Below are 20,472 nucleotides of genomic sequence, written 5' to 3'. Positions count from 1 at the left end.
GAATAGTTCTACAAGTAATACAGCTTCCCGCCTCGGTTGTAGCGACTGTTAAATTCTTAGGAGTAAGTATGACCTCCAACGATATAATCGAATTTTGGTTTTCCGAAATTGATAAGAGTAAATGGTTCGCGAAGGATGAAATATTTGATCAAGACATTCGTTCAAGGTTTTCTGAAATTCATGTAAAAGCCGCTCGCGGCGAACTATGGACATGGCGTTCAGGCGCGCTGGGTAGTCTTGCCGAGATTATAGTGTTAGATCAGTTTTCCCGAAATATGTATAGAGGTAAGCCTGAATCGTTTCTTTTTGATCCGCTTGCTTTGGCGTTATCGCAATTTTCAATATCAAACGGTTTTGACTCTGAATTAAGTGCGGAGCAAAGAAGCTTTTTGTATATGCCATTTATGCATAGCGAGTCTCCAATTGTTCACGTAGAGGCCGTCACACTATTTACTAAACTTGGGATAAAATCTAATCTGGATTTTGAGCTTAGGCACAAAGCGATAATTGATAAGTTTGGTCGCTATCCCCATAGAAACGAAGTGCTTGGGCGAAAATCAACGCCAGCGGAGAAAGCGTTTCTATTAAAGCCTGGGTCTGGTTTTTAACTTGTTCGACGAAAAAAAGGGTGTATAGAACCTTGTTCAGCTAGGCCTAGTAAGTTCATGTAGGATCTAAAAGTGATTTCCCTACCATCGATTCCCCTCCCGCACACACTCATTTATAAAATAGAGCAGACACTAACGCGATGTCCATAGATATCGATAATTTTAAATACACTAATTTATCAAGCTATAACAGGTCTAGTTGGCGTCGCAAGTTTCATGTTCGAATCCCTGCTAAATGAATTTACTTCGTAAATATAGAGGAGGACAATACCGGCTATTTATAAATCAGATTAATTGATGCGTCAAAAATATGTTGCGGAGCTTAAAATATGGCGCGTCTTTATCGATGTGTTATTCCTATGGTTGCGGCCTTTTTTATCGTTCGGCAGGTTGTTAGGTTTTAAGTGTTAGCTATATGTGCGAACGTTTTCGGAATGAATTGGAATTACGTTGCGGGTGGGTTGTATTATTTGTTGAACTTTACGTTATTTTGTGAAACATTTTAACGGTAGAGAGAACAATAATCATTAATGGGAATGTACTTAGGTAGAAGCTAGCGGATTTTCTAGTTGGTGGCGATTAGTTGTCCCATCATTTAGCTCCAATGTTGATCATTAAAATCATATATGGAAGATGAGCGATATGAATATCACTGAAGATATAGAACAAACAGATGGAACATGGCGAGGTAATAACGTACTGCAGCTTCGACGTATATCGATCAGGCACGAATGCATTGAGCAAGTCGTTAAAATTAATAGTATTGAGTACAAAGTTTTAGAGATGAGCTTAGATGGCTGCTCGGTTGAGTCGCAAGTGGCGGATAGCTCCAAGGTTTTCGATGGGGCGATTGATCTTGAATTTAAGCGACCTAGCGGTAAATTTAAAGAGATTAAGATTAGATCGATATGCCAGAAAATAAGTAAAAATAGAGAAAATAAATATATATACCATTTTAAGTTTTGCAATTCTCAGCGACCGGAAAAACTAGGTTGGCTGAACCGTAATCTTTCCCGCCCACTGTCCTGTAAGGACTCTAATCACGAGCGATTTGAGCGACAGAAAACCCTTGCGGAGAATGATATCAATGTCTTACAGAGCACCATTCAGGGTTTAAAAGACCGTCAGTTCCATCTTGTAATGCTTTCAATTCCAATCTTGTTTGGTCTTGTCTCATCGTATGTTGGCGTAATCGTTTCAGAGGCTGGGAGCGATATAAACATTCTATATCAAATCATTCCGCCAGCTGCAATTGTGTTAAGTGTTTTCTTTCTCTTGGTGTATACCCAGAAGATTGAGTCCATACGGCGAGCAACGGCGTTCACTCTAATTCTTCAGCGGCATCTTGCGATGGGGGCGTTGCCCCAGTGCTATCGTGGTTGGTACGATGCATTCGAGAACTATAATCATATAGCGAAATATGGCGCAGAACCGAATTCGCCGCTACACGAAAGCCGCATACCCAAAAATAACGGTAAGGCTTATATAAGTGCTGGGCCTGCAAATATGTTTAATATATTGTCGGTGGGTATGTTGTGCGGAATTATACTGGCTTCGGTATTTTTAATGAGTTTTGTCGCTTTTACGGAAACGGAAGGGCATAGATTCGGTTTGTTGAACTATACAGGCGTGATTATATTTATTTGTGTGTTTTTTATGGCTATTTTTTTGTTCTTCGCAAAAAAATATTATGACCTTACTCAGGGTAAGCGGTCATTCTCTTACTTGGTGTGTATGTTTAGTTTGATACTAAAGTGGGCGCCACCATTTGATCCGTTAAATAACAGTAAGATTGGTACGCATTTAATTCCGGACTCTCAACGTTAACGAGTAGGTTTTCCAATATTTCTATTCTGTGAAGGCACATACTAATCATTATATATACAACACGCTTTAGGTTGATTGACTAGATTGTCGGGTGTAGGGCTGTTGCCTGATTGTTTTAACTAAATCGGTAGTCCTGGAATGATCGTGGGACAAAACCGAAATAGTTATGGTAGAAAGAGGCGCAGCACTGCTGCGCCTTTATTAACTTAGTGAGTAGAGATTGTCGGCAGCGAAGCGCTGATAATACTGGAATTAAATATCAAACCACCCGAGCACTGCTTAGTCGCAAAATCTTGCACAATTTGGCCTCGGCGCTGAAGGTCGTCAAAGTCCCGCGCGATACCACCGCTTCCGACACCTCCCAATAAGGGGTCATTCACGGTAATACCCGTCATAAAGCCCGAGAAATTACGAGTAGCGGGATCGACATGGGTAAAACCGGTATTGGTTTCGCGTGCGTGGCAATCATCGCAGGTGTTAACAGAGAGTTTGTGGCGAACTTCGCTGTGAATCTCTGCAGAAAGGGGGAGCCCACCAGCTACACCCGAGATCGTCGATTGATAACAGCCAGGATAGGACGGGGGTAAGTCAGCGGGGTTCACTGGACCACTCCAAAAACTCGACCCTAGGTATTCAATGCTAGCGCCCAAAAAGTTTGAGCTGTTGTAGCTGTTAGTAACAACGTGGGTTTCGCAAAGAATATCGTCGGCTTCATTTTCCATAAACAATGCCGTAGTTGCGTTGCCGGTTCTGAAGCTTACATCGGGCGTTTGCTTAATTGTATCGGGTACTAGTAATCCAGTACCACCATCAATAATAAATTCTCGCAACTCCCATTGTAAGGTAAACGCACCCAGGCCATCGAATGCGAAATCGTTGGTGCGCAACTGGTTGAGTGTAGCTGGCGCGTTGGGTGGTTCGGTTACGTCATCGGTGATCGTCTTTAAGGCGGTCATGTACGGCAGTGTGCCTGGGGTTAGGCTATCAAGGTCGAGCCACTGTTGAGCGCGATCTTTAATGGCGCTACAGCTATTGGCGGTATCACCGTATTCGAAGATTACGGTCATTTCATCAAATACGCCTGCAGGTGTACAGGTGTTGGGGTTTAGCAGACCAAATACAAAACGTGTTTCGCCCTGTGTTGTACTTAAGTAACTTACTTTTGCGAGATCGAGTCTATTCATAACTGCCAATAAACGGAACGGCAGATTATCGATATCTAATGTGGATGCATTTGCACCATCCCAGCCGGTGAAGTAGTCGGTAATATTGGGGCGGGCATTAATCGTGAAACCATTAACCGAGCCATTAGCACGCCAGTTCATCAACCACTCGTGGATAAATTCCTGATCGCTTAAACCTGTTCCTTGATTTAGTTTCGCCATTAAAGATTTGAAGGACCAAGGGGCATTTGGATCGAGATCGTTACCAGTGCTATCGGTATCACATGGGTCATAGGTGAAGTCGGGGTGTGCAACTACCGACGGTGAATTTATACCTAGAACCTTATTCTCGTCGGCGGTAAAAGGGATAGATGGCAATAAAACAGAAAGGCTAGGTCTGTTTCTGGCAATAATGCCGTTAGCCAAGCGAAGTTCGGAGGCATTTAGCAGACTATCTTGCGTAAGTTGTTCTTCTAATTCAAACTGAAGTTGGTTCAGGCTAGTTTTTCTAGTGGACTTAACAACTCTACCGCTGAATGACTTTACAACAAACGTATCTTGCTTCGCTAAATTTTCTTTGAGACGAGACTCATCTTGTTCAATTCGTTTAAAATCGATGCGAGAAAGCCCTGAAAATATGCCATCGCGCTCGCGTATATCGGCTAGCGTACCGCGGTCATTAAACTCGATTTTTTCGCCGTCCACTATTGATAGAAAGCTACCCTGTTCTATGATTTCGTGTTTTTTCTTTGTGTCAAATTCAATCATAGTTACAGCGTTAAAGCCATTTTCGGTGGGCTTTTCAAGCTCGAATACACGTATGTTCTTTACGTCGGGTAAGAGCTGCTGGGTGATTTCAGGTCGTTTTACCTGTGTAGCCTCAAACTTTATCGTTTCAACATCGTCTTTTTGAGCAAAGCTAAAATTTGCAACGCCTGCAAGTGCGATACTCATAATGCTTATAGTAGCCGCATTTTTCATTCGTAAATATTTTTTATTATCCATATTCTTGGCTCCGTTAATTGTATGGGCTGCACACTGTACTATCTCGGTAAAGGCAATAAAATGTGAGCTTGCATAAGGTAGCCTTAGTAAATACGTCAAAATAGCCAATATTTCACACATGCTATGTGATTATTTTACGAAAACGGTGAGGGGTACGGCACACCTGTCATGTGGCGCGATATTAAAAAACAATATATAAGTTAGAATTAATCTATGTGAATTGGCGCGACGATAAAGTGTCAATTTATGCCGAGTTTAATAGGAAAACTCACTTGATAAATTGGTGCTAATAAACTACGGGTAAAATGTGGTCAATATAAAAAAATAGCAAATACGGAACCGTATTCGATAGTTTAGAGAAATCGTAGCTTTGGGGAGTGCATATGAAAGTTTTATCGGTCAATACCGCTAGCCCACAAATACTTCAGGTGGGAGGAAAAGCGGTTACCACGGGGATATTCAAAAACCCTAGAGAGGGCGCTGTGTTGCTTGGTGAGCTTGGGCTTGAAGGGGACACAATTGTCAATAAGAAGGTGCACGGTGGTGAAGACCAAGCAATCTATTTGTATAGTGCAGCGGATTACGCTTGGTGGGCAGCGCAGTTAGCTAAGGATATTGTGCCGGGAACCTATGGCGAGAACCTTACCGTAACCGATTTTCATGGCGGCATATTGAGAGTCGGTGACCGCCTGCTGATAAATGGTCAAGTGCTTTTAGAAGTTACCGCACCAAGAGTTCCCTGCGTTCAGTTTACGACAAAGATGGGTGATAACCTTTTCGCGAAAAAATTCGTAGCTGCGCAACGCCCTGGGGCTTATGCAAGAGTGCTGGTGCCAGGTGAGGTGAAGGCGGGTGATGACATTGTATGGCAACCAACTGACGAGGACTACGCAACCATCAATGAAATATTTGTTGAGTGGCATAGCAAATCGTGGTCTGAGGTTATAGCAACAAAAGCCTTGAATTCACCTATTTCAAAAATTGCGAGGAGAATAATTCAAGAGCGAAGTGGGTTGACCTTATAGCGATCTTTATCGCGTCTCCAATGTCAATTTTGGGGGGTAACGAATCTGAATGTTTTTTTGCGGGTGTTCTCTGTTTACTCTTTCGTGGGGCCCTCCGGGTGGAACCATTGCTGACGTGTCTTTCGCATCATTGCTATATGGCGGATTTAAACTTTGATGATGCAGTGTTACTTTCGGAACAAGAATTGTATTGCTGCGGGCGATCCAGAGGAGTATGTTGCTGAATGGCGGTAATCAAGCAGAAAAATGTTTTTGGTCATTCTATGAACTTGATAATATGATGTGTTCGGTCACTCTACCTACATTGCAAGTATAGAATTTTCGAGGTGGTTCAGCGGCTGGGGGCGGCGCGGATTGATTAATGCATTAGGATGTAATTAAGAAACAATGTAATGGTTAAACACTGTTGTGGCGGATGTAATTATTACGACTATTATTGTTAATAATCTGGGAGATATATGATGAATTCTAAAATTCGAAAGTCTATGGTTTTATCGTTGGTTGGTGCGATGGTGTTTCAATTGACCGCGTGTGGGACCATCATCCATCCAGAACGAAAGGGACAGATGCACGGTCAGCTTGATGCTAGTATTGTTGTACTAAATGCCATTGGTCTATTTCTTTTCTTGGTGCCGGGCGTCATAGCATTCGCTGTCGATTTTAATAATGGCACGATATATTTGCCAGGACGCTCTGCAGCACTTGACACTGAGGAGATAAATGTTGTCTATATTGACGGTGCTGTTACGGAAGAAAGTATTGAAAAGTTAATTTTAAAGGAAACAGGAAAAACTATCAGATTAGATGATAGTCAGGTTCAGTCGCTTAAGCGCGCGATAAAAGTTAGTGCTCTACAAAGTGAATTACGATTTTTGTAATGCGCGGCGCTATTCTATTGTCAACGAGTAAATTAATTATATTGTAACCACGTTTAGGTAAAAAAATACTATGGCGAAACTCACTATTTTTATATAATTTCCGTCTATGCGTAAGACGATAGTTTTTAAGCCAGCTGTTTTTTTTCGCTACGTAATTAAGTATTTAGCGATGTGTTTAGGTGGCGGGGTAGGCGATTAACGATGGTAGGCATAGAGTCAAGCTTCAGCCTTGGGTGTAAAAATTTTATAGCCGGAACGTCTTCTATAATACTCTTATTACGTTATCTATTTTCTAGGGTCTATTTACAGCAGATGATTTTTGCGGGCTAAATGGGTTTGCTGTCTCAGTAAAAAGTATATAAGTATCTGTTGTAAACTTGATCGAATGCGGAGAATACAATCGCGGTGGGGTAGAATATTCTCGTTGCATGCATGTTCGATCCCATCGACATGACTTATTGCTAATAACTATAAAATCAATCAACTAAATCGACTGAAATAGCCGCTGTGCTGTAGAATTTCAAATAATAGCATTGCCATGAAGAGAGCCTCATATGCCGGTTGATACAAATACAACTATAAATACTGTTGACGAAACACCACAATTAGATAGCTTTTTAAGTGATGCTATGCAGGGTATCAGCCAGTTGTTGCCTGAATCGGCTCAGTCTAGCTGGCAACTCATTTTGCAGTATCCCATCTTAGGCGCTCTATTAATTGCACTTATCGCCTATCTTATAGCCGTTTCTATTCGGTCTTTGCTGGTCAATCTGGTGGGGCGTGTCACGGGTTTAACAGATTCTGCAATCGACGATGCCGTATTGGCCGATTTACGTAAGCCTATTTTTAACACCGTCTTTTTCCTAGGCTTATCGCTCGCCGTTATTGTGGCTAACCTTCCTGCTGGCGGGATAGCGCTGATCAAAGTATTCCTATCCATAATTACTGCCAGCTGGATGATTGCAGCCATTAAAATATCAACGCTGGTGCTGCACGCTTTGAGTGGTGAAAACCGGTTTCAATTGGTTGATGCACGCACAGTGCCATTGTTCGATTTAACCAGTAAGCTGTTCACTATTATGATAGGCAGCTATGTACTGCTGATGATTTGGGGTATCAACCCGGTAGGATGGCTAGCTTCTGCTGGTATCGCAGGTTTAGCCGTAGGGTTTGCAGCTAAAGATACGCTGGCCAATTTGTTTTCCGGTTTTTTTATTGTTGCCGATGCGCCTTACAAGATCGGCGATTATATTAATCTGGATTCTGGTGAGCGGGGTAAAGTCTGTGCCATTGGCTTACGCAGTACGCGTCTGCTGACTCGCGATGATGTAGAAATTACGATTCCCAATGGCGTTATAGCCAACGCTAAAATTATTAATGAAAGTGGTGGTCCACAAAATCTCAGGATTCGAATTGTGGTGGGCGCGGCTTACGGTTCCGATGCTGATCAAGTAGTCGAATTATTATTAAAAGCGGGAACAGAGCATAGCGAAGTGTGCGAATCACCAGAGCCTAGAGTTAGGCTCCGTGGTTTTGGCGCATCAAGTTTGGACTTCAATTTAATGTGTTGGATCACAAAACCGGAAGATCGCGGCCGGATCGCTCATGAATTGCATATGACCATTTACAAATTGTTTAATGAATATGGAGTGGAAATCCCCTACGCCAAGCAAGATTTGTATATCAAACAATGGCCCACAGAGAACTCATAAAAACTCATCGGCCAAAAAAAGTCGCCAGTCACGCTGGCAGTTTCTGTGCGACTTTACAGCTTTCGATTTTTCCAGCTTTCAAGCTCTTCACTTTATATGCTCTTTTTGCGATTAAATAGTATCCGTGCTTTTCGCTTGCCATTCAAAATAACACCAATGTAAGTTGGACGAACCAGCGTATCGTAAAGCGCAATTGAAATTGCGATAGTTATTGCGGTAATGCTTATCAACTTAATCGACCAGTTTAACGGAAGCTCCGCAAAGGCGATTTGTAGCCAAATAACGATTGGTAGGTGAATAAGGTAAAGCCAATAGGAAGCGTCGGCCACATAACGAACGGTTTTACTTTGGCGATCGAAGTAGCGTTTAAACAACCCGAGCGTTAGCGAAACGAGCGACCACATCATAATTGCATAACTGATAACAAAGCCAAATTTAAGTAGAGTGTATCCTGACTGACCCAGTTTCATTTCAAAACCGGATAGCAAGTAGGCGGCCACTATGGATACTAGGCAGAGTGTGAACTTGTACCATGTTAGGCGTGTAAAGTTCTCTATTAACGGTAGTTGACGATGAAGCAGCCAACCGAAAATAAAAAAGCCACCGTAGATTAGCGACGCAGGAACGTGTGGCACAAGCGCTTTGTCTGGCGTATCCATTCCCCAGTGATCCATAAACCAAAGGCTAGCGGCCGTGGGAATAGCGACTGCAAAAATAGCAATGGGTGAGTTACATATCCAGCGCGTAGTAGCGTCGGCAAGTTGAGTTAATTTCTGTTGTATTGGTTTGTGCAGGCTAACCAAATAATGCAACAGCACAACACCTACGCTGATGAATAACAGGTAGTACAAGAACCATAGGTGTGTGCCAATAAGTAGATCTTTTGGCAGGTCGCTAAGGGTGGCGAAGCCCGTTATAAGGGCGTTTAGTATATTAGCCTCGCCTCGCATGCTTTCTGCCCCCATTATCCAGCCGGACACAAGCAGGGGCCGTAGTAGAAACCAACCGATGATAAACGGCGTGGCAATACGTACTAGGCGCGACTTTATAAAGGTGTGAACACCTTTGACATGGAATGTCATGTGACTAAAAAAGCCTGCAATTAAAAAAAATAATGCTAGGCGGAACGAGTGGCTGATCAACATAAACAGGGGCACGATGGCGCTAGTGGATATATCCATAACCGCCCATCCGATAAACATCGGCATAAAGGATATGCTAGCGTGAAAGATAATGCCCAAGATGAGCGCGAAGGCTCGGGCTGCGTCTAAATAGTCGAGCCGATCTTTTTGTTGTGATGATATATTCATAGCGTCGTTATTTTGGTTGGTTTAATAGAGTAATAGGTGTTGGTTGTTGGGCTTTGAAGGGAAGCCCAAATTACTTATTAGCTTTTGTTCAACTAGTAGAAGCTAACCTCGTCGAGCTCAAAATTAAAAGCGCTTTTTTGCAGGCTAAAGGCAACGATACTTAGGCTGTTGATGGTTTTAGTGTTGAGCGGAGCTTGTTCCGACCACGCACGTTTCATTGAATTGAAGGGAATCTTCACTTCGTGGAATTCTCCATCGTTGGCTACCGGTACTAGCGCGGCGTGGTAGTCAAAATTGGTAACTTCTGTACTGTTGGCGGAAATAGAAATGCTGCCTGAGTTGACCTTAATGACTATGCGAATACCTTCGAATGCACTGGCATCCTGAGGCAGGCTCTGGGCATCTAGGGGCAATACCGTACTAGCCCAACCCGGTTGACCGCGGGCAGGGATAAGTTCGCCCGTTAGGTATATAACACCCTTCGACACTAGCTGTTCTGTTGTTGTACTTCCACCTGCGATGCTGTCGTTTATGAACTGACGCGGAATGCCTAAACTGTTATCTTTTATATCGCTAAAGTCGTCGATAGCCGCGTTAAGGCTGCCAGCAAAACTGGCGCATGAATAGAACACACAAAAAAAGCTCGCTAGGGAAAAGGCGAGAAGTGCGGTTAGGGAAAGGTTGTCGTTAAGTACGTGAGTTGTTGTGTTGCGAGTTTTCATCAAATAATCTCCAAGTAAAATTTATATTCTGGTGGCCATCTATAGTCCGTTGACAGTCTTGCCTGCCACTTGCGGTGCAGTTGACCGTTACAGTAAGTAAGTACCCAATATTGGCGAGAAGGTGACAAAAAAATTGAAATTTAGGCATTTTTGATAGAAATTCTGTGTTAAATGCTTTTTTTTAAATAATCCTGTCACCTTTTGCGAAAAGTTGGGCACTTATAGTTTTTTGGAGAAGTGATTAATAACTATGAGCATTTTTAAAAAACGAACCCAGATAGTCGATTTGCAAGACTCCGCACTAGTATTGGCGTCAGTAGGAGGTGATCGCGATGCCTTTTGTGAAATTGTCACGCGCTACCAGAGCTTGCTGTGCTCCTTGGCGTATTCAGCCATTGGCGACTTCAAACACAGCGAAGATATCGCTCAAGAGGCCTTTGTAGAAGCCTGGAATAAGCTCGATACCCTGCGTGACCCCGAGAAGCTAAAGGCTTGGTTGTGCGGAATTCTGCGCTTTAAGGTGAGCCACTTTCGTCGCAAAGAAGCAAAGCAGCCGGTGAAGGACGCGGACGAATTGGATGAGCTGGGAGAGCCGTCGGAGCATGCGAAAATTGAAGATGAGGCGATAAGTGCTCAAGAGCAGGCGCTGCTCTGGCAAGCCTTAGAGAAAATGCCCGAAACCTATCGCGAACCTTTGATTTTGTTTTACCGAGAGCACCGCTCTGTCGAGTACGTTGCGGTCCAGTTAGACCTCTCCGATGACGCAGTGAAACAACGCTTATCCCGCGGTCGTAAGCTACTTCAGGCAGCCATGGTGACATTTGTAGAAGATACCTTGGCGAAAAGTAAGCAAGGTACCGCATTTACTCTAGTCGTAATGGCAGCCATCAACAGTATTTCGCCTCCGGCAAAAGCCGCCGTATTAGGTTCGGGCGCGCTGAAAACGGGTTCTTTATTCAAGTGGGCCAGTATGTTGGTTGTGCTAGCTTCGGTATCTGGCATTGTCAGTTCGTTCTTCGGTTTGAGGGCAAGCCTTGATCAGTCGCGAACTCAGCGAGAGCGCCACAATGTCATCATGATTAGCGCGGTCTTTTTGTTAATCGCCATAGTGTATGTGTTGGGTATGTTCGCTCTGAAGTACGTTGCGATGAGCGATTATGGCCGCGCCGCTATTTATGCCGGTGCGTCGCAACTGTTGGTTTTTGTGTTCGTTGCCGGTTATAGCATTCTTACCATTAGTATGTTGGCTCGAACGCGTAACCTAAGGGCGCAAGAACGACTATTTCATCCCCACGCCTTCCAAGGCCCAGATGATAAAATCGACTCTAAGCAGCGTGAATACAAGAGCCGAGTTTGTCTCTTGGGTATACCCTTACTCCATTTTCGCTTCGGCATGCCGGAAAGCAACGACAAACCGGTGTTCGGCTGGGTGTCAGGTGGGGAGCGAGCCTACGGATTACTTTTTGCGTGGGGCGGAGTTGCTATTGCACCTATTAGCGTTGGGATTATCTCAGTTGGTGTAATTAGTGTTGGTGCGGTAGGCTTTGGTTTGTTCGGTATCGGTACTGTTGGCATTGGCGTTATTGCCTTTGGTGCTTCTGCAATTGGCTACAAAGCTTATTCTTCGCTTTCGTCTCTTGGTTGGGACAGCGCCGTTAGTGCGGGTTTTTCCATTGCGCGAGAGGGCGCGCTTGCTCCTATTGCTTTCGCGAAACAAATTAATAACGAACAAGCCGCCGAAATAGCCAACTTGACTACCTTTGGCCAAAGCTATCTATGGGTTTTAGCTGCAATTGCTGTACTTGTTATTGTTCCGGCTGTTTGGCATTCGAACAAAGTTCGCCAAAGAATGAAAAAAACGGGGAAGTAGGGATTATTGAATTGGAATGGACCCAGTAATAAAGAATAATGGTGTAGGGAGTATAATTCGTTGCGCCAAGCGCTAGGTGCAACAATTTTTACTCGAATGTTCCAAATAACTATAATCTGGCCTTAGGCTGTAAAAATATTAGGCGTATGTTTTTTAGCTTGATTGAAATTCATCATCCTAAAATGGATAGTTGTAGCACTATAACGAGTGTTCGTATCGATTCTGGGCATGTGGAAATTGTTGGTAATGAAAATATTGTACCGAGAAAGTTATTATCCATTTTGCAAGAATACGGAATGCTTTCTTATACGCCTGTAGATCGGAAAGGCGCTTTTGAACGGTTGCTAGCTGAGCTGTACTGAGTATTGGCAAAGAAGAAAAATACAACCGGATACTATAAGAGCATAGCGCTCCAGATCATCGGCACTATTTTAATTGATAATGTACGCCGAGCCTTTTGTGTTGGCATTTTGAGATACTAAGACATGCATGAAATCATCTGCCCTCACTGTGATAAAGCTTTCAAGATAGACGAAGCCGGTTATGCCGACATCCTAAAGCAAGTTCGCGATAGCGCATTCGAGCAACAATTACACGAGCGACTTGAGTTGGCCGAACAGGACAAGCGCAGCGCGGTAGAGCTTGCTAAGAGCGAAGTCGGTAGTGAAATGCAGAAATCTGCGGCAGCGAAGGATACAGAGATTCAGGCGTTAAAAGCCAAATTAGATGCAGGTGAAGTGAGTAAAAAACTTGCTGTTAGCGAGGCCCTCAGCGAGATTGAAAGAAAGAGGGATGCGCTTGCGAACGAGCTAGAGCAACTTAAACGTGATAGACAAGCCGCTGCTGAACTTGCTGATGCAAAGTTCGCCAGGGAGCTGCAAGAGACTGCCGCGGCTAAAGACAAAGAAATTCAAAATTTAAAAGCTAAGCTCGACGCGACCCAGGTCGAGCAGACGCTCGCGATTACCGGCGCAGTAAGTGCAATCGAGAAGGAACGCGATGAATTAAAGAACGGCCTTAAGCAAACAGAGCTTGAAAAACAACTCTCCGAGAAGTCACTCAAAGACAAATATGAGACGCAGATTAAGGATCGCGACGATGCGATTGAGCGTCTCCGCGATATGAAGGCTCGACTGTCGACCAAAATGGTTGGCGAAACCTTAGAGCAGCACTGTGATACAGAGTTCAATAGAATTCGAGCGACGGCGTTTCCCCGAGCCTATTTCGAAAAAGATAATGACGCACGCACAGGTAGTAAAGGTGACTACATTTTTCGTGACTCGGATGAGGCCGGTACGGAAATTATTTCCATTATGTTCGAAATGAAGAATGAAAATGATACTACTGCAACGAAGAAAAAGAACGAGGACTTTCTAAAGGAGCTCGACAAGGACCGTACAGAGAAGGGATGCGAGTATGCGGTACTAGTAAGCCTTCTTGAACCCGACAGTGAACTCTACAACTCTGGGATAGTCGATGTATTTCATCGCTACCCGAGAATGTACATCGTTCGGCCACAGTTCTTTCTGCCAATCATTACACTACTTCGAAACGCGGCGATGAAGTCGCTTGAATACAAGAGGGAACTTGCGCTTGTTAAAGCGCAGAGTGTCGATATAACACACTTTGAAAATGACCTAGATGAGTTCAAGACTGCATTTGCAAAGAACTATGACCTAGCCTCTAAGAAGTTTCAAACCGCAATTGACGAGATTGACAAGTCAATTGACCATCTGCAGAAAACCAAGGATGCACTGTTAGGTACGGATCGGAACCTTCGTCTCGCTAATAACAAAGCGCAGGATGTAACGATAAAAAAACTAACCCGACGAAACCCCACTATGGCGGCTAAGTTTGATGAGTTAAATAATAAAAACTAAGGCCAGTAAAAAAATCTGCTTGGTGAGCGATTAACTTCGGCTGGCATCGATATGAGTCTACATTTAGTCTCAAGGCTGTCTAGCCTGTCGCTTGCAGAACGAACCGCTACACAAATGGCATTTAATTGGGTCAAAAACACATCGAATCATACTGGTAGTGAGCTATATGAAAGTGAGTGTAAGTGAGTAATAATCCAGAGATCATCGCACGATTGCGCGAACGTATTCCCACGTTTGAGTGTACACCGGGTTGTCACGATTGTTGTGGGCCGGTTACGACTTCTTCGGAGGAAATGTCGCGTTTACCGGTCAAGTCTGACGCTGAACACGATGCAGCATTAGAAGCTCTTACATGCGTACACTTGGGGCCGAATGGTTGCGAGGTATACGGCGAGCGGCCATTGATTTGCCGGTTGTTTGGTACAACCCCAAAGATGCCGTGCCCAAATGGCTGCCGTCCAGAGCGTATGATTGAAACCAAGATTGAAGAGCAGATTCATCACTATATAGCGACGACACGACAGGTGTTGGTGTAGTTGAGTTGCGCGCTGTAAAAAGGCCAATTTTTGTCGTTAATCTAACCGTTACGCTGATATTTTACTTTATTCGAGATATCTCTCTGCGGCGGTTGTATTCAAAAACACCTCAGCTTGAGGTTTTATTTTTTTCAGGAAATCCAGATGATTGTAATATATGGTATCAAGGAACGACTTAATCCAATTAAAGGCTTGCTGTCCGATGTGATTCATGGATGTATGCAATCAGTTTTGGGAATGCCCGAAGATAAGCGAGCACATCGCTTTATACCTATGGATGCTGATGATTTTTATTACCCTGGAGGCAGAACAGATTCATATACTGTCATTGAAATAAATATGATGGCTGGCCGGAAAGTTGAAACCCAAAAAAAACTTATCAAATCTCTATTTCAAGAAATAGAAGTGAAGTTGGCTATAGCGCCGATGGATGTGGAGATTGTCATTAAAGAACAAGCGCCTTATCAGTGGGGCTTTCGAGGTATCACTGGTGATGAAGTGAGTGACTTGAAGTACAAGGTTAATGTATGAAAAATACTATTGCGCAAGGTAATTCGAGATTATGAACACCAAAATATATAAGTCAGTTCACGGTTTGGCAGAAAAGCTAATGGCGGCCGCCAATAAAAATAATAGAGAGAAATTCGATTCGCACTATACTGAATTAAAAGCGATTTGTACCGATAACGAAAATAGCGATAAGGATCATCCCGTGCAGTGGGAAACACTCGCTGACTTTACCGAAGAGTTAGAAGAGTCCTTAGCGATATACGAAAAAGCGCTTGAGAAATCTATTGCTATTAATTCGAAAGACCACATATCGTCGATAAGATTCTCGATGGCGAGATTACAATTGGAGCTGGGTTTGAATGATGCTGCTCTAAAGAACCTTCAGGCGGCTAAAGTTAGTGCTAACAAAATTGAAGACAATGAGCTGAAAGTGGAAATAAATGGCCTGCTTGAAACGCTAGAATGATATGTTGCTAATAAGACGCTGTATGTTGAAAGCGTTAAATCGAATTTAGCTCAGAAAAATCCCCCGTAAAAATGGCGGCGCAGCCCTGTGCTTTTGCGCCAACGCCCCCTCGCTTACTATAGCCCTCGCTCGCTTTTGACCCTAATTCTCGCCTCTTAGTCGATTATAGCGGCAGACGTTATGTTTTTTTAAAAACAAAAAACATTTAGCAGAAGAATACGTCGTAGATAATCTATTAATTAAAGCTATGCTAAAATAATTCACCTATTGTCGCAATAAAGGCGCATGATGGTTACCCCCTCCCGCCTGAGGCCCGAGTGCTAGGTGGACAATATCTCTCTTTAACTCTCACACACAATCATTTAACAGCGCGAAACAATGTAGAGAACATTGAGTCGTCTCGTACTGCTTAAAGACAATCTTTCGCAGAGAATAATGACTTTATCAAGTCAGGTATTGCTATGACTTTACGTCTGCAATAAAACACTTCCCTTCGGAGAAAAAAATGAATACCTGGAAAAAATATTTCAGTCGAAATTTATGGGTGTCTGCATTCCTACTTCCTATGCTTATGACGGCATGCGGTGGCGATAATGACAATGCGCCCGTACCCACGCCTGAGCCAGAACCTGTTTCTGCCACGGTTACTGCAACCACTCCACTTAATGCCGAGCTAGAATTAGCACTGAACAGCATAGTGACCGCCACTTTCAGCGAGGCGATGGATGCCACAACGATTAACGCTCAAAGCTTTACCGTCATGGGCGCAAACGAAGCCGCATTAACGGGAGTCGTGACTTTTGATACCGCATCGAATATTGCAATCTTTACCCCTGGCAGCGCGTTAACGCCTAGCACTCTATACACAGTAACATTGACTATGGAGGTTACAAATTCTGTAGGCACTGCACTTGCAGAAGACTATGTATGGAGCTTTACCAGCGGAGTTGCAGTAGACGTCACCCCGCCGACCGAAAGTTCTAAAAACCCTGCGGATGCAGTTACGGGTTTTGAACTTAATGGCAGTGTTAGCGCCAACTTTAGTGAGGCGCTAGATCCCACTACTGTAGATGAATCGACCTTTATGCTAAGTGAAAGCAACATACAAATTGCTGGTACAGTGAGCTATGACAATCAGGTAGCGACCTTTACGCCCGACAGTAACTTGACTGCTAGCACCACTTATACGGCAACGCTTACAACAGGCATTACTGATCTATCTGGCAATGCACTTGCGGCCAATGTTGTATGGAGTTTTACCACCGGTAGTTCAGTAGCTGTTGGCCCAGCCGCCGTTAATCTTCGTACCGCGGGCGACTTCGTCATCCTGAGTAAAACAGGTATTACCAACGTTCCAACATCGGCAATTACCGGAGACATTGGTGCAAGCCCAATCACAGGCGCGGCAATGGATAATGTTTTCTGTACAGAAATTGTGGGAGCGATCTACGGCTCTGATGCAGGCTATACCGGTAGTGGCGTTATCCCTTGTTATAAAGGTACATCACCCGACAACACTCTAGTAGCGAATGCCGTTCTCGACATGGGCACCGCCTACAACGAGGCAGCTGGCAGAACAACCCCCGATTTTACCGAGCTGCATGAGGGTGATATTAGTGGTGAGACATTGCTACCCGGTCTTTATAAGTGGGGCACAGGTGTATTGATTTCTACCGACGTAACGTTGTCTGGTGGGCCGAACGACGTTTGGATATTTCAAATTGCAGGTGATATAACCCAAGCCGACAACAGCAGTATCCTTCTCGCTGGTGGTGCGCTCGCTAAAAATATCTTCTGGCAAGTTAGCGGTGGTACCGGTGTAGCTATAGGTACAGACGCACATTTCGAAGGTGTAATCCTTGCTGAAAAAGGTATTACGGTAAATACGCGCTCAACCGTTAATGGCCGATTACTATCGCAGACAGCGGTAACGCTCGACCAAAATGCAGTAACCGAACCAGCTCAGTAGGTTATGCGTCAACGCGTGTGAAAGCGCAGTAATAATAAAGGGCCCATTTGGGCCCTTTTTGCGTTGGCCACCTAACTATCGAACACGCCGTAAATCGCCGAGCCGAGAACTTGGCTTTTTTATGTAAGAAAAAAAACTTGAATCAACGCTGTTGGACTGTTACAAAAGCTTGTGGCGCAGCTAAAAATAGCGCTAGGGACGTTTAATTGCGAATGAGAATAATGGATACACCGAAGTGGTTGGGCGATGTTATTACGCGATGCTTTAGGGGTAGGTTAATTGTGTTGGGTATAGGTCCGTAGCCGCAGGGGTAGATGAATCTTATCTTTAGGCAAGGTAGGACTAATTCAATTAAGTGACAATCAAAGATAATTTGGAGGGATAATGGACTTTATAGAAAGGTTACAGGGACTATCTAAAAAAGCTACACAGGTTGCAGGGAGTTTAGTAACCGAAGAGGCAACTAAGAACGCTTTAGTTATGCCGTTTCTACATTCCGTATTAGGTTACGATGTTTTTGATCCTAGTGAGGTCATCCCCGAATTTACGGCAGACACGGGAACAAAAAAAGGCGAAAAAGTTGATTACGCCTTAATTAAGGATGGAGAAGTACAGATACTTATTGAGTGTAAAAAGTATGGGGAAAAGCTGGCATCTAAGCATGCTAGTCAACTATTTCGATATTTTTCGGTTACGAATGCAAGGATTGCAATTTTGACTAACGGGACGGTATATCAGTTTTATACCGATCTTGATGCACCGAATAAAATGGATGAAAAGCCATTTTTAGTTCTAGACCTAGAGGATATAGATGACCATATTGTTCCTGAGGTTAAAAAGTTAACTAAGTCGTCTTTTGATGTGGACTCTATAGTAGATGCTGCTGGCGAGCTTAAGTATCTAAGCCAGATTAAGAGATTACTGCATCAGCAGTTCGATGAGCCTGAAGAGGACTTCGTTAAGTTTTTTGCCTCGAGAGTTTATGAGGGCCCTCTTACGGCTAAGGTCCGAGCACAGTTTCATGAAATAACAGTGAAAGCATTGAAGCAATTCCTAAACGACAGTATCAATGAGCGTTTAAAGTCTGCGATGGGACCAGATGTTAAATCTGCGCTTGCAGAAATGAAGCAAGATGCAGGCGAGTCAGAGGCTATCGAATATTCTGGAGAGGAAGAATCAAAAGTAGTAACAACCGATGATGAGAAAGACGCCTTCAACGTGGTCAAAGCGATTGTAAGGCAGGGTGTTAGCGTGGATCGGATTATCGCTAGGGACACTCAGAGCTACTTCGGTGTTTTACTCGACGACAACAATCGAAAGCCTATTTGTCGTCTTCACTTTAATGCAAAACAAAAGTACATCGGTATATTTAATGTAGATAAACAAGAGACGCGCTATCCTATTGAAGAGATAGACGATATTTTCAAGTTTAGCGATGCACTTATCACTACCGTTGGATTTTACGAGTAAAGAACTGAAGGATTTTGCTCTAAATAGGTGGGCTATCGATAGTCTAAGCGGGGAGTTCCCCGCTTAATATATTGTAGGTCGCGAGGTCATATGTCGCGCAATTTATATACATCATACATTGCATAAATATATTAGGATTCAATTATTAAACGCATTAATTGCTTTAATGTTACGGGATTTCATCTGTTGATATGAGTTTAACTCTGTGGATTTTTAAATACATTTAATCGAACACCTATAAAAAGTTGAACTTAATTATCATTTTCGACCTCCAATGAGATTATTTTATTCAGGGAATGAAAGTGATGGGTGTCTCTATAAGTCGTCGAACTGTAATTACCGTAGTTGTATTCTTAACCTCGCTTGTCATTTTGACAACGTCTATTCTAATGTTCATAAGTCGTTATAGTAATAAAGTAGCTACTGTTCATACTGTTGTAGGCTTTATTTTTCTAAGTTTTGCTATTTGGCATGCTGTTAACAACTATGGTCCACTTAAGAAGTATCTCTCCCCAAGAAGTTTATTTGTCCTCCGTTCAAAGTATGCCTTATCTTCTTTGGTCGCTATTGTATTTTCGACTGGTCTCTTGGTGCTGGCAATAATCGAGTTTGAACCGTTTAAAGCGTTTCATCAATGGGGTACAAAATTACGACTGACGGACGATAGCGCAATTAAGGGTGTGTCTAGTTTCCATTATAAGTTGTTGGATGTAGGCGGGGATTCATTTGGTCGAGATATAAAAATTGATTTTAAAGTGGGTAGTTCATTTCATTGGCCACAATATGCTATTTGGGTTGAAAAATTGGACGGATCATTTGTTCAGCCTCTATTTGTAACTGGCAGCGTAGCTACAAATTCGTTCAATAATAAGGTTTGGTTGGCCGACAAATCGACGATATTGAAATCTAATCCATTTGATAATATAGGGTTTAAGTTTGAGAGCCTATTCTCAGAGCAATACGATGAAAGCGCCAATAACAATAAGTTTAGGCCGGAGTCATTACCGGTTTTCTTACATAAGATAAATCGCCACGGTTTGAACGGTGGTGATAGTAGTGGCGGTGAAGGTGTTGGTTTGGATGCGTACACCGGTGCTACGGTACTAGACAACTACCTGATGTCACAAAAGATAGAGGATCAGAGCACAGATAAATACAATGTGTTTTTCGAAATAAATCAGTCGTTTGATTTTAACGAATATTATTCTAGTGATAGGTTTCCGGATGATGAAGTCTATTCCGGTGACGGTTTTAGCGCGCAACCTTCGGTAATTTATCGTACCCAAATCGACTTTAGCTCACCTACAACACTGTATCCCATGAGCATAGTTGGTCATGGCCATCACTCTGGTCAAGATGGATTAATTGACACCAACGTTGAAAATATGACAACGGCGTTAACGATAGTGGATAGAATTATTGTCGATATTAGGTAGCGCTCATGTTGGGAGTTTGTCTGGCTGTCTAGAGAGGGGGCTTGGCATGTTAGTTTCGCGCGTGCTAGCCTACCAGTAGATTAGA

At 43.3% G+C, this 20,472-nt stretch carries 16 protein-coding genes; 13 read left to right on the top strand and 3 right to left on the bottom strand.

Translation table 11 applies throughout. The features are described 5' to 3' along the window. Positions 1-68: 68 nt before the first annotated feature. On the top strand, positions 69-608 hold the full coding sequence (locus IDZ20_RS13165; RefSeq protein WP_188151888.1) for a DUF924 family protein: 540 nt from the start codon (positions 69-71) through the stop codon (positions 606-608). A 642-nt stretch (positions 609-1,250) separates the two neighbouring features. Beyond that, positions 1,251-2,435 carry a hypothetical protein gene (locus IDZ20_RS13160; RefSeq protein ID WP_188151887.1) on the top strand — a complete coding sequence of 395 codons (1,185 nt, stop codon included), beginning with the start codon at positions 1,251-1,253 and terminating at the stop codon, positions 2,433-2,435. Between the two features lie 206 nt (positions 2,436-2,641). Here IDZ20_RS13160 and IDZ20_RS13155 read toward each other — a convergent pair whose 3' ends face one another. Beyond that, entirely contained in the window at positions 2,642-4,603 is a 1,962-nt protein-coding gene (locus IDZ20_RS13155; protein WP_188151886.1) for a hypothetical protein, read from the bottom strand. Positions 4,604-4,986: 383 nt separating this feature from the next. Between IDZ20_RS13155 and IDZ20_RS13150 the strand changes: the two genes are divergently transcribed. The 3 genes from IDZ20_RS13150 (at position 4,987) to IDZ20_RS13140 (ending at position 8,218) form a co-directional block, all read left to right on the top strand. Further along, positions 4,987-5,628 carry an MOSC domain-containing protein gene (locus IDZ20_RS13150; protein ID WP_188151885.1) on the top strand — a complete coding sequence of 214 codons (642 nt, stop codon included), beginning with the start codon at positions 4,987-4,989 and terminating at the stop codon, positions 5,626-5,628. Positions 5,629-6,086: 458 nt separating this feature from the next. Further along, positions 6,087-6,506: a hypothetical protein gene (locus IDZ20_RS13145; protein ID WP_188151884.1), complete on the top strand. Its 420-nt coding sequence runs from the start codon at positions 6,087-6,089 to the stop codon at positions 6,504-6,506. Between the two features lie 554 nt (positions 6,507-7,060). Continuing rightward, positions 7,061-8,218: a mechanosensitive ion channel family protein gene (locus tag IDZ20_RS13140; RefSeq protein WP_223144967.1), complete on the top strand. Its 1,158-nt coding sequence runs from the start codon at positions 7,061-7,063 to the stop codon at positions 8,216-8,218. A 92-nt stretch (positions 8,219-8,310) separates the two neighbouring features. Here IDZ20_RS13140 and IDZ20_RS13135 read toward each other — a convergent pair whose 3' ends face one another. Together IDZ20_RS13135 and IDZ20_RS13130 are read right to left on the bottom strand one after the other, a co-directional pair. Beyond that, positions 8,311-9,528: an acyltransferase family protein gene (locus IDZ20_RS13135; protein ID WP_188151883.1), complete on the bottom strand. Its 1,218-nt coding sequence runs from the start codon at positions 9,526-9,528 to the stop codon at positions 8,311-8,313. A gap of 92 nt (positions 9,529-9,620) precedes the next feature. Next, positions 9,621-10,250 (bottom strand): CIA30 family protein, encoded by a 630-nt coding sequence (locus IDZ20_RS13130; protein WP_188151882.1) that lies wholly within the window; start codon positions 10,248-10,250, stop codon positions 9,621-9,623. Positions 10,251-10,500: 250 nt separating this feature from the next. On the opposite strand from IDZ20_RS13130, the gene IDZ20_RS13125 reads away from it, so the two are divergent. From IDZ20_RS13125 to IDZ20_RS13090, 8 genes are all read left to right on the top strand, one after another. Beyond that, positions 10,501-12,120, top strand: a complete 1,620-nt coding sequence (locus tag IDZ20_RS13125; RefSeq protein ID WP_188151881.1) for a sigma-70 family RNA polymerase sigma factor — start codon at positions 10,501-10,503, stop codon at positions 12,118-12,120. Between the two features lie 485 nt (positions 12,121-12,605). Continuing rightward, positions 12,606-14,000, top strand: coding sequence for a DUF2130 domain-containing protein (locus IDZ20_RS13120; protein WP_188151880.1), 1,395 nt, complete (start codon positions 12,606-12,608; stop codon positions 13,998-14,000). A gap of 182 nt (positions 14,001-14,182) precedes the next feature. Then, on the top strand, positions 14,183-14,536 hold the full coding sequence (locus tag IDZ20_RS13115) for a YkgJ family cysteine cluster protein (protein ID WP_188151879.1): 354 nt from the start codon (positions 14,183-14,185) through the stop codon (positions 14,534-14,536). A gap of 144 nt (positions 14,537-14,680) precedes the next feature. Then, the gene (locus IDZ20_RS13110) at positions 14,681-15,067 is read left to right on the top strand and encodes a tautomerase family protein (protein WP_188151878.1); all 387 of its coding nucleotides are present in this window, start codon (positions 14,681-14,683) and stop codon (positions 15,065-15,067) included. A 31-nt stretch (positions 15,068-15,098) separates the two neighbouring features. Then, positions 15,099-15,512, top strand: a complete 414-nt coding sequence (locus tag IDZ20_RS13105) for a hypothetical protein (RefSeq protein WP_223144966.1) — start codon at positions 15,099-15,101, stop codon at positions 15,510-15,512. A 505-nt stretch (positions 15,513-16,017) separates the two neighbouring features. Next, positions 16,018-17,481, top strand: coding sequence for an ice-binding family protein (locus IDZ20_RS13100; RefSeq protein ID WP_188151877.1), 1,464 nt, complete (start codon positions 16,018-16,020; stop codon positions 17,479-17,481). A gap of 384 nt (positions 17,482-17,865) precedes the next feature. Continuing rightward, the gene (locus IDZ20_RS13095; RefSeq protein WP_188151876.1) at positions 17,866-18,951 is read left to right on the top strand and encodes a type I restriction endonuclease; all 1,086 of its coding nucleotides are present in this window, start codon (positions 17,866-17,868) and stop codon (positions 18,949-18,951) included. 389 nt (positions 18,952-19,340) lie between these two features. Continuing rightward, entirely contained in the window at positions 19,341-20,387 is a 1,047-nt protein-coding gene (locus tag IDZ20_RS13090) for a hypothetical protein (RefSeq protein ID WP_188151875.1), read from the top strand. The last annotated feature ends 85 nt before the right edge of the window (positions 20,388-20,472 follow it).

Source organism: Teredinibacter waterburyi, from assembly GCF_001922985.1.
GTDB lineage: Bacteria > Pseudomonadota > Gammaproteobacteria > Pseudomonadales > Cellvibrionaceae > Teredinibacter > Teredinibacter waterburyi.
The sequence above is the reverse complement of the archived record's forward strand: the minus strand, read 5'-3'. Positions and strand labels throughout refer to the sequence as shown.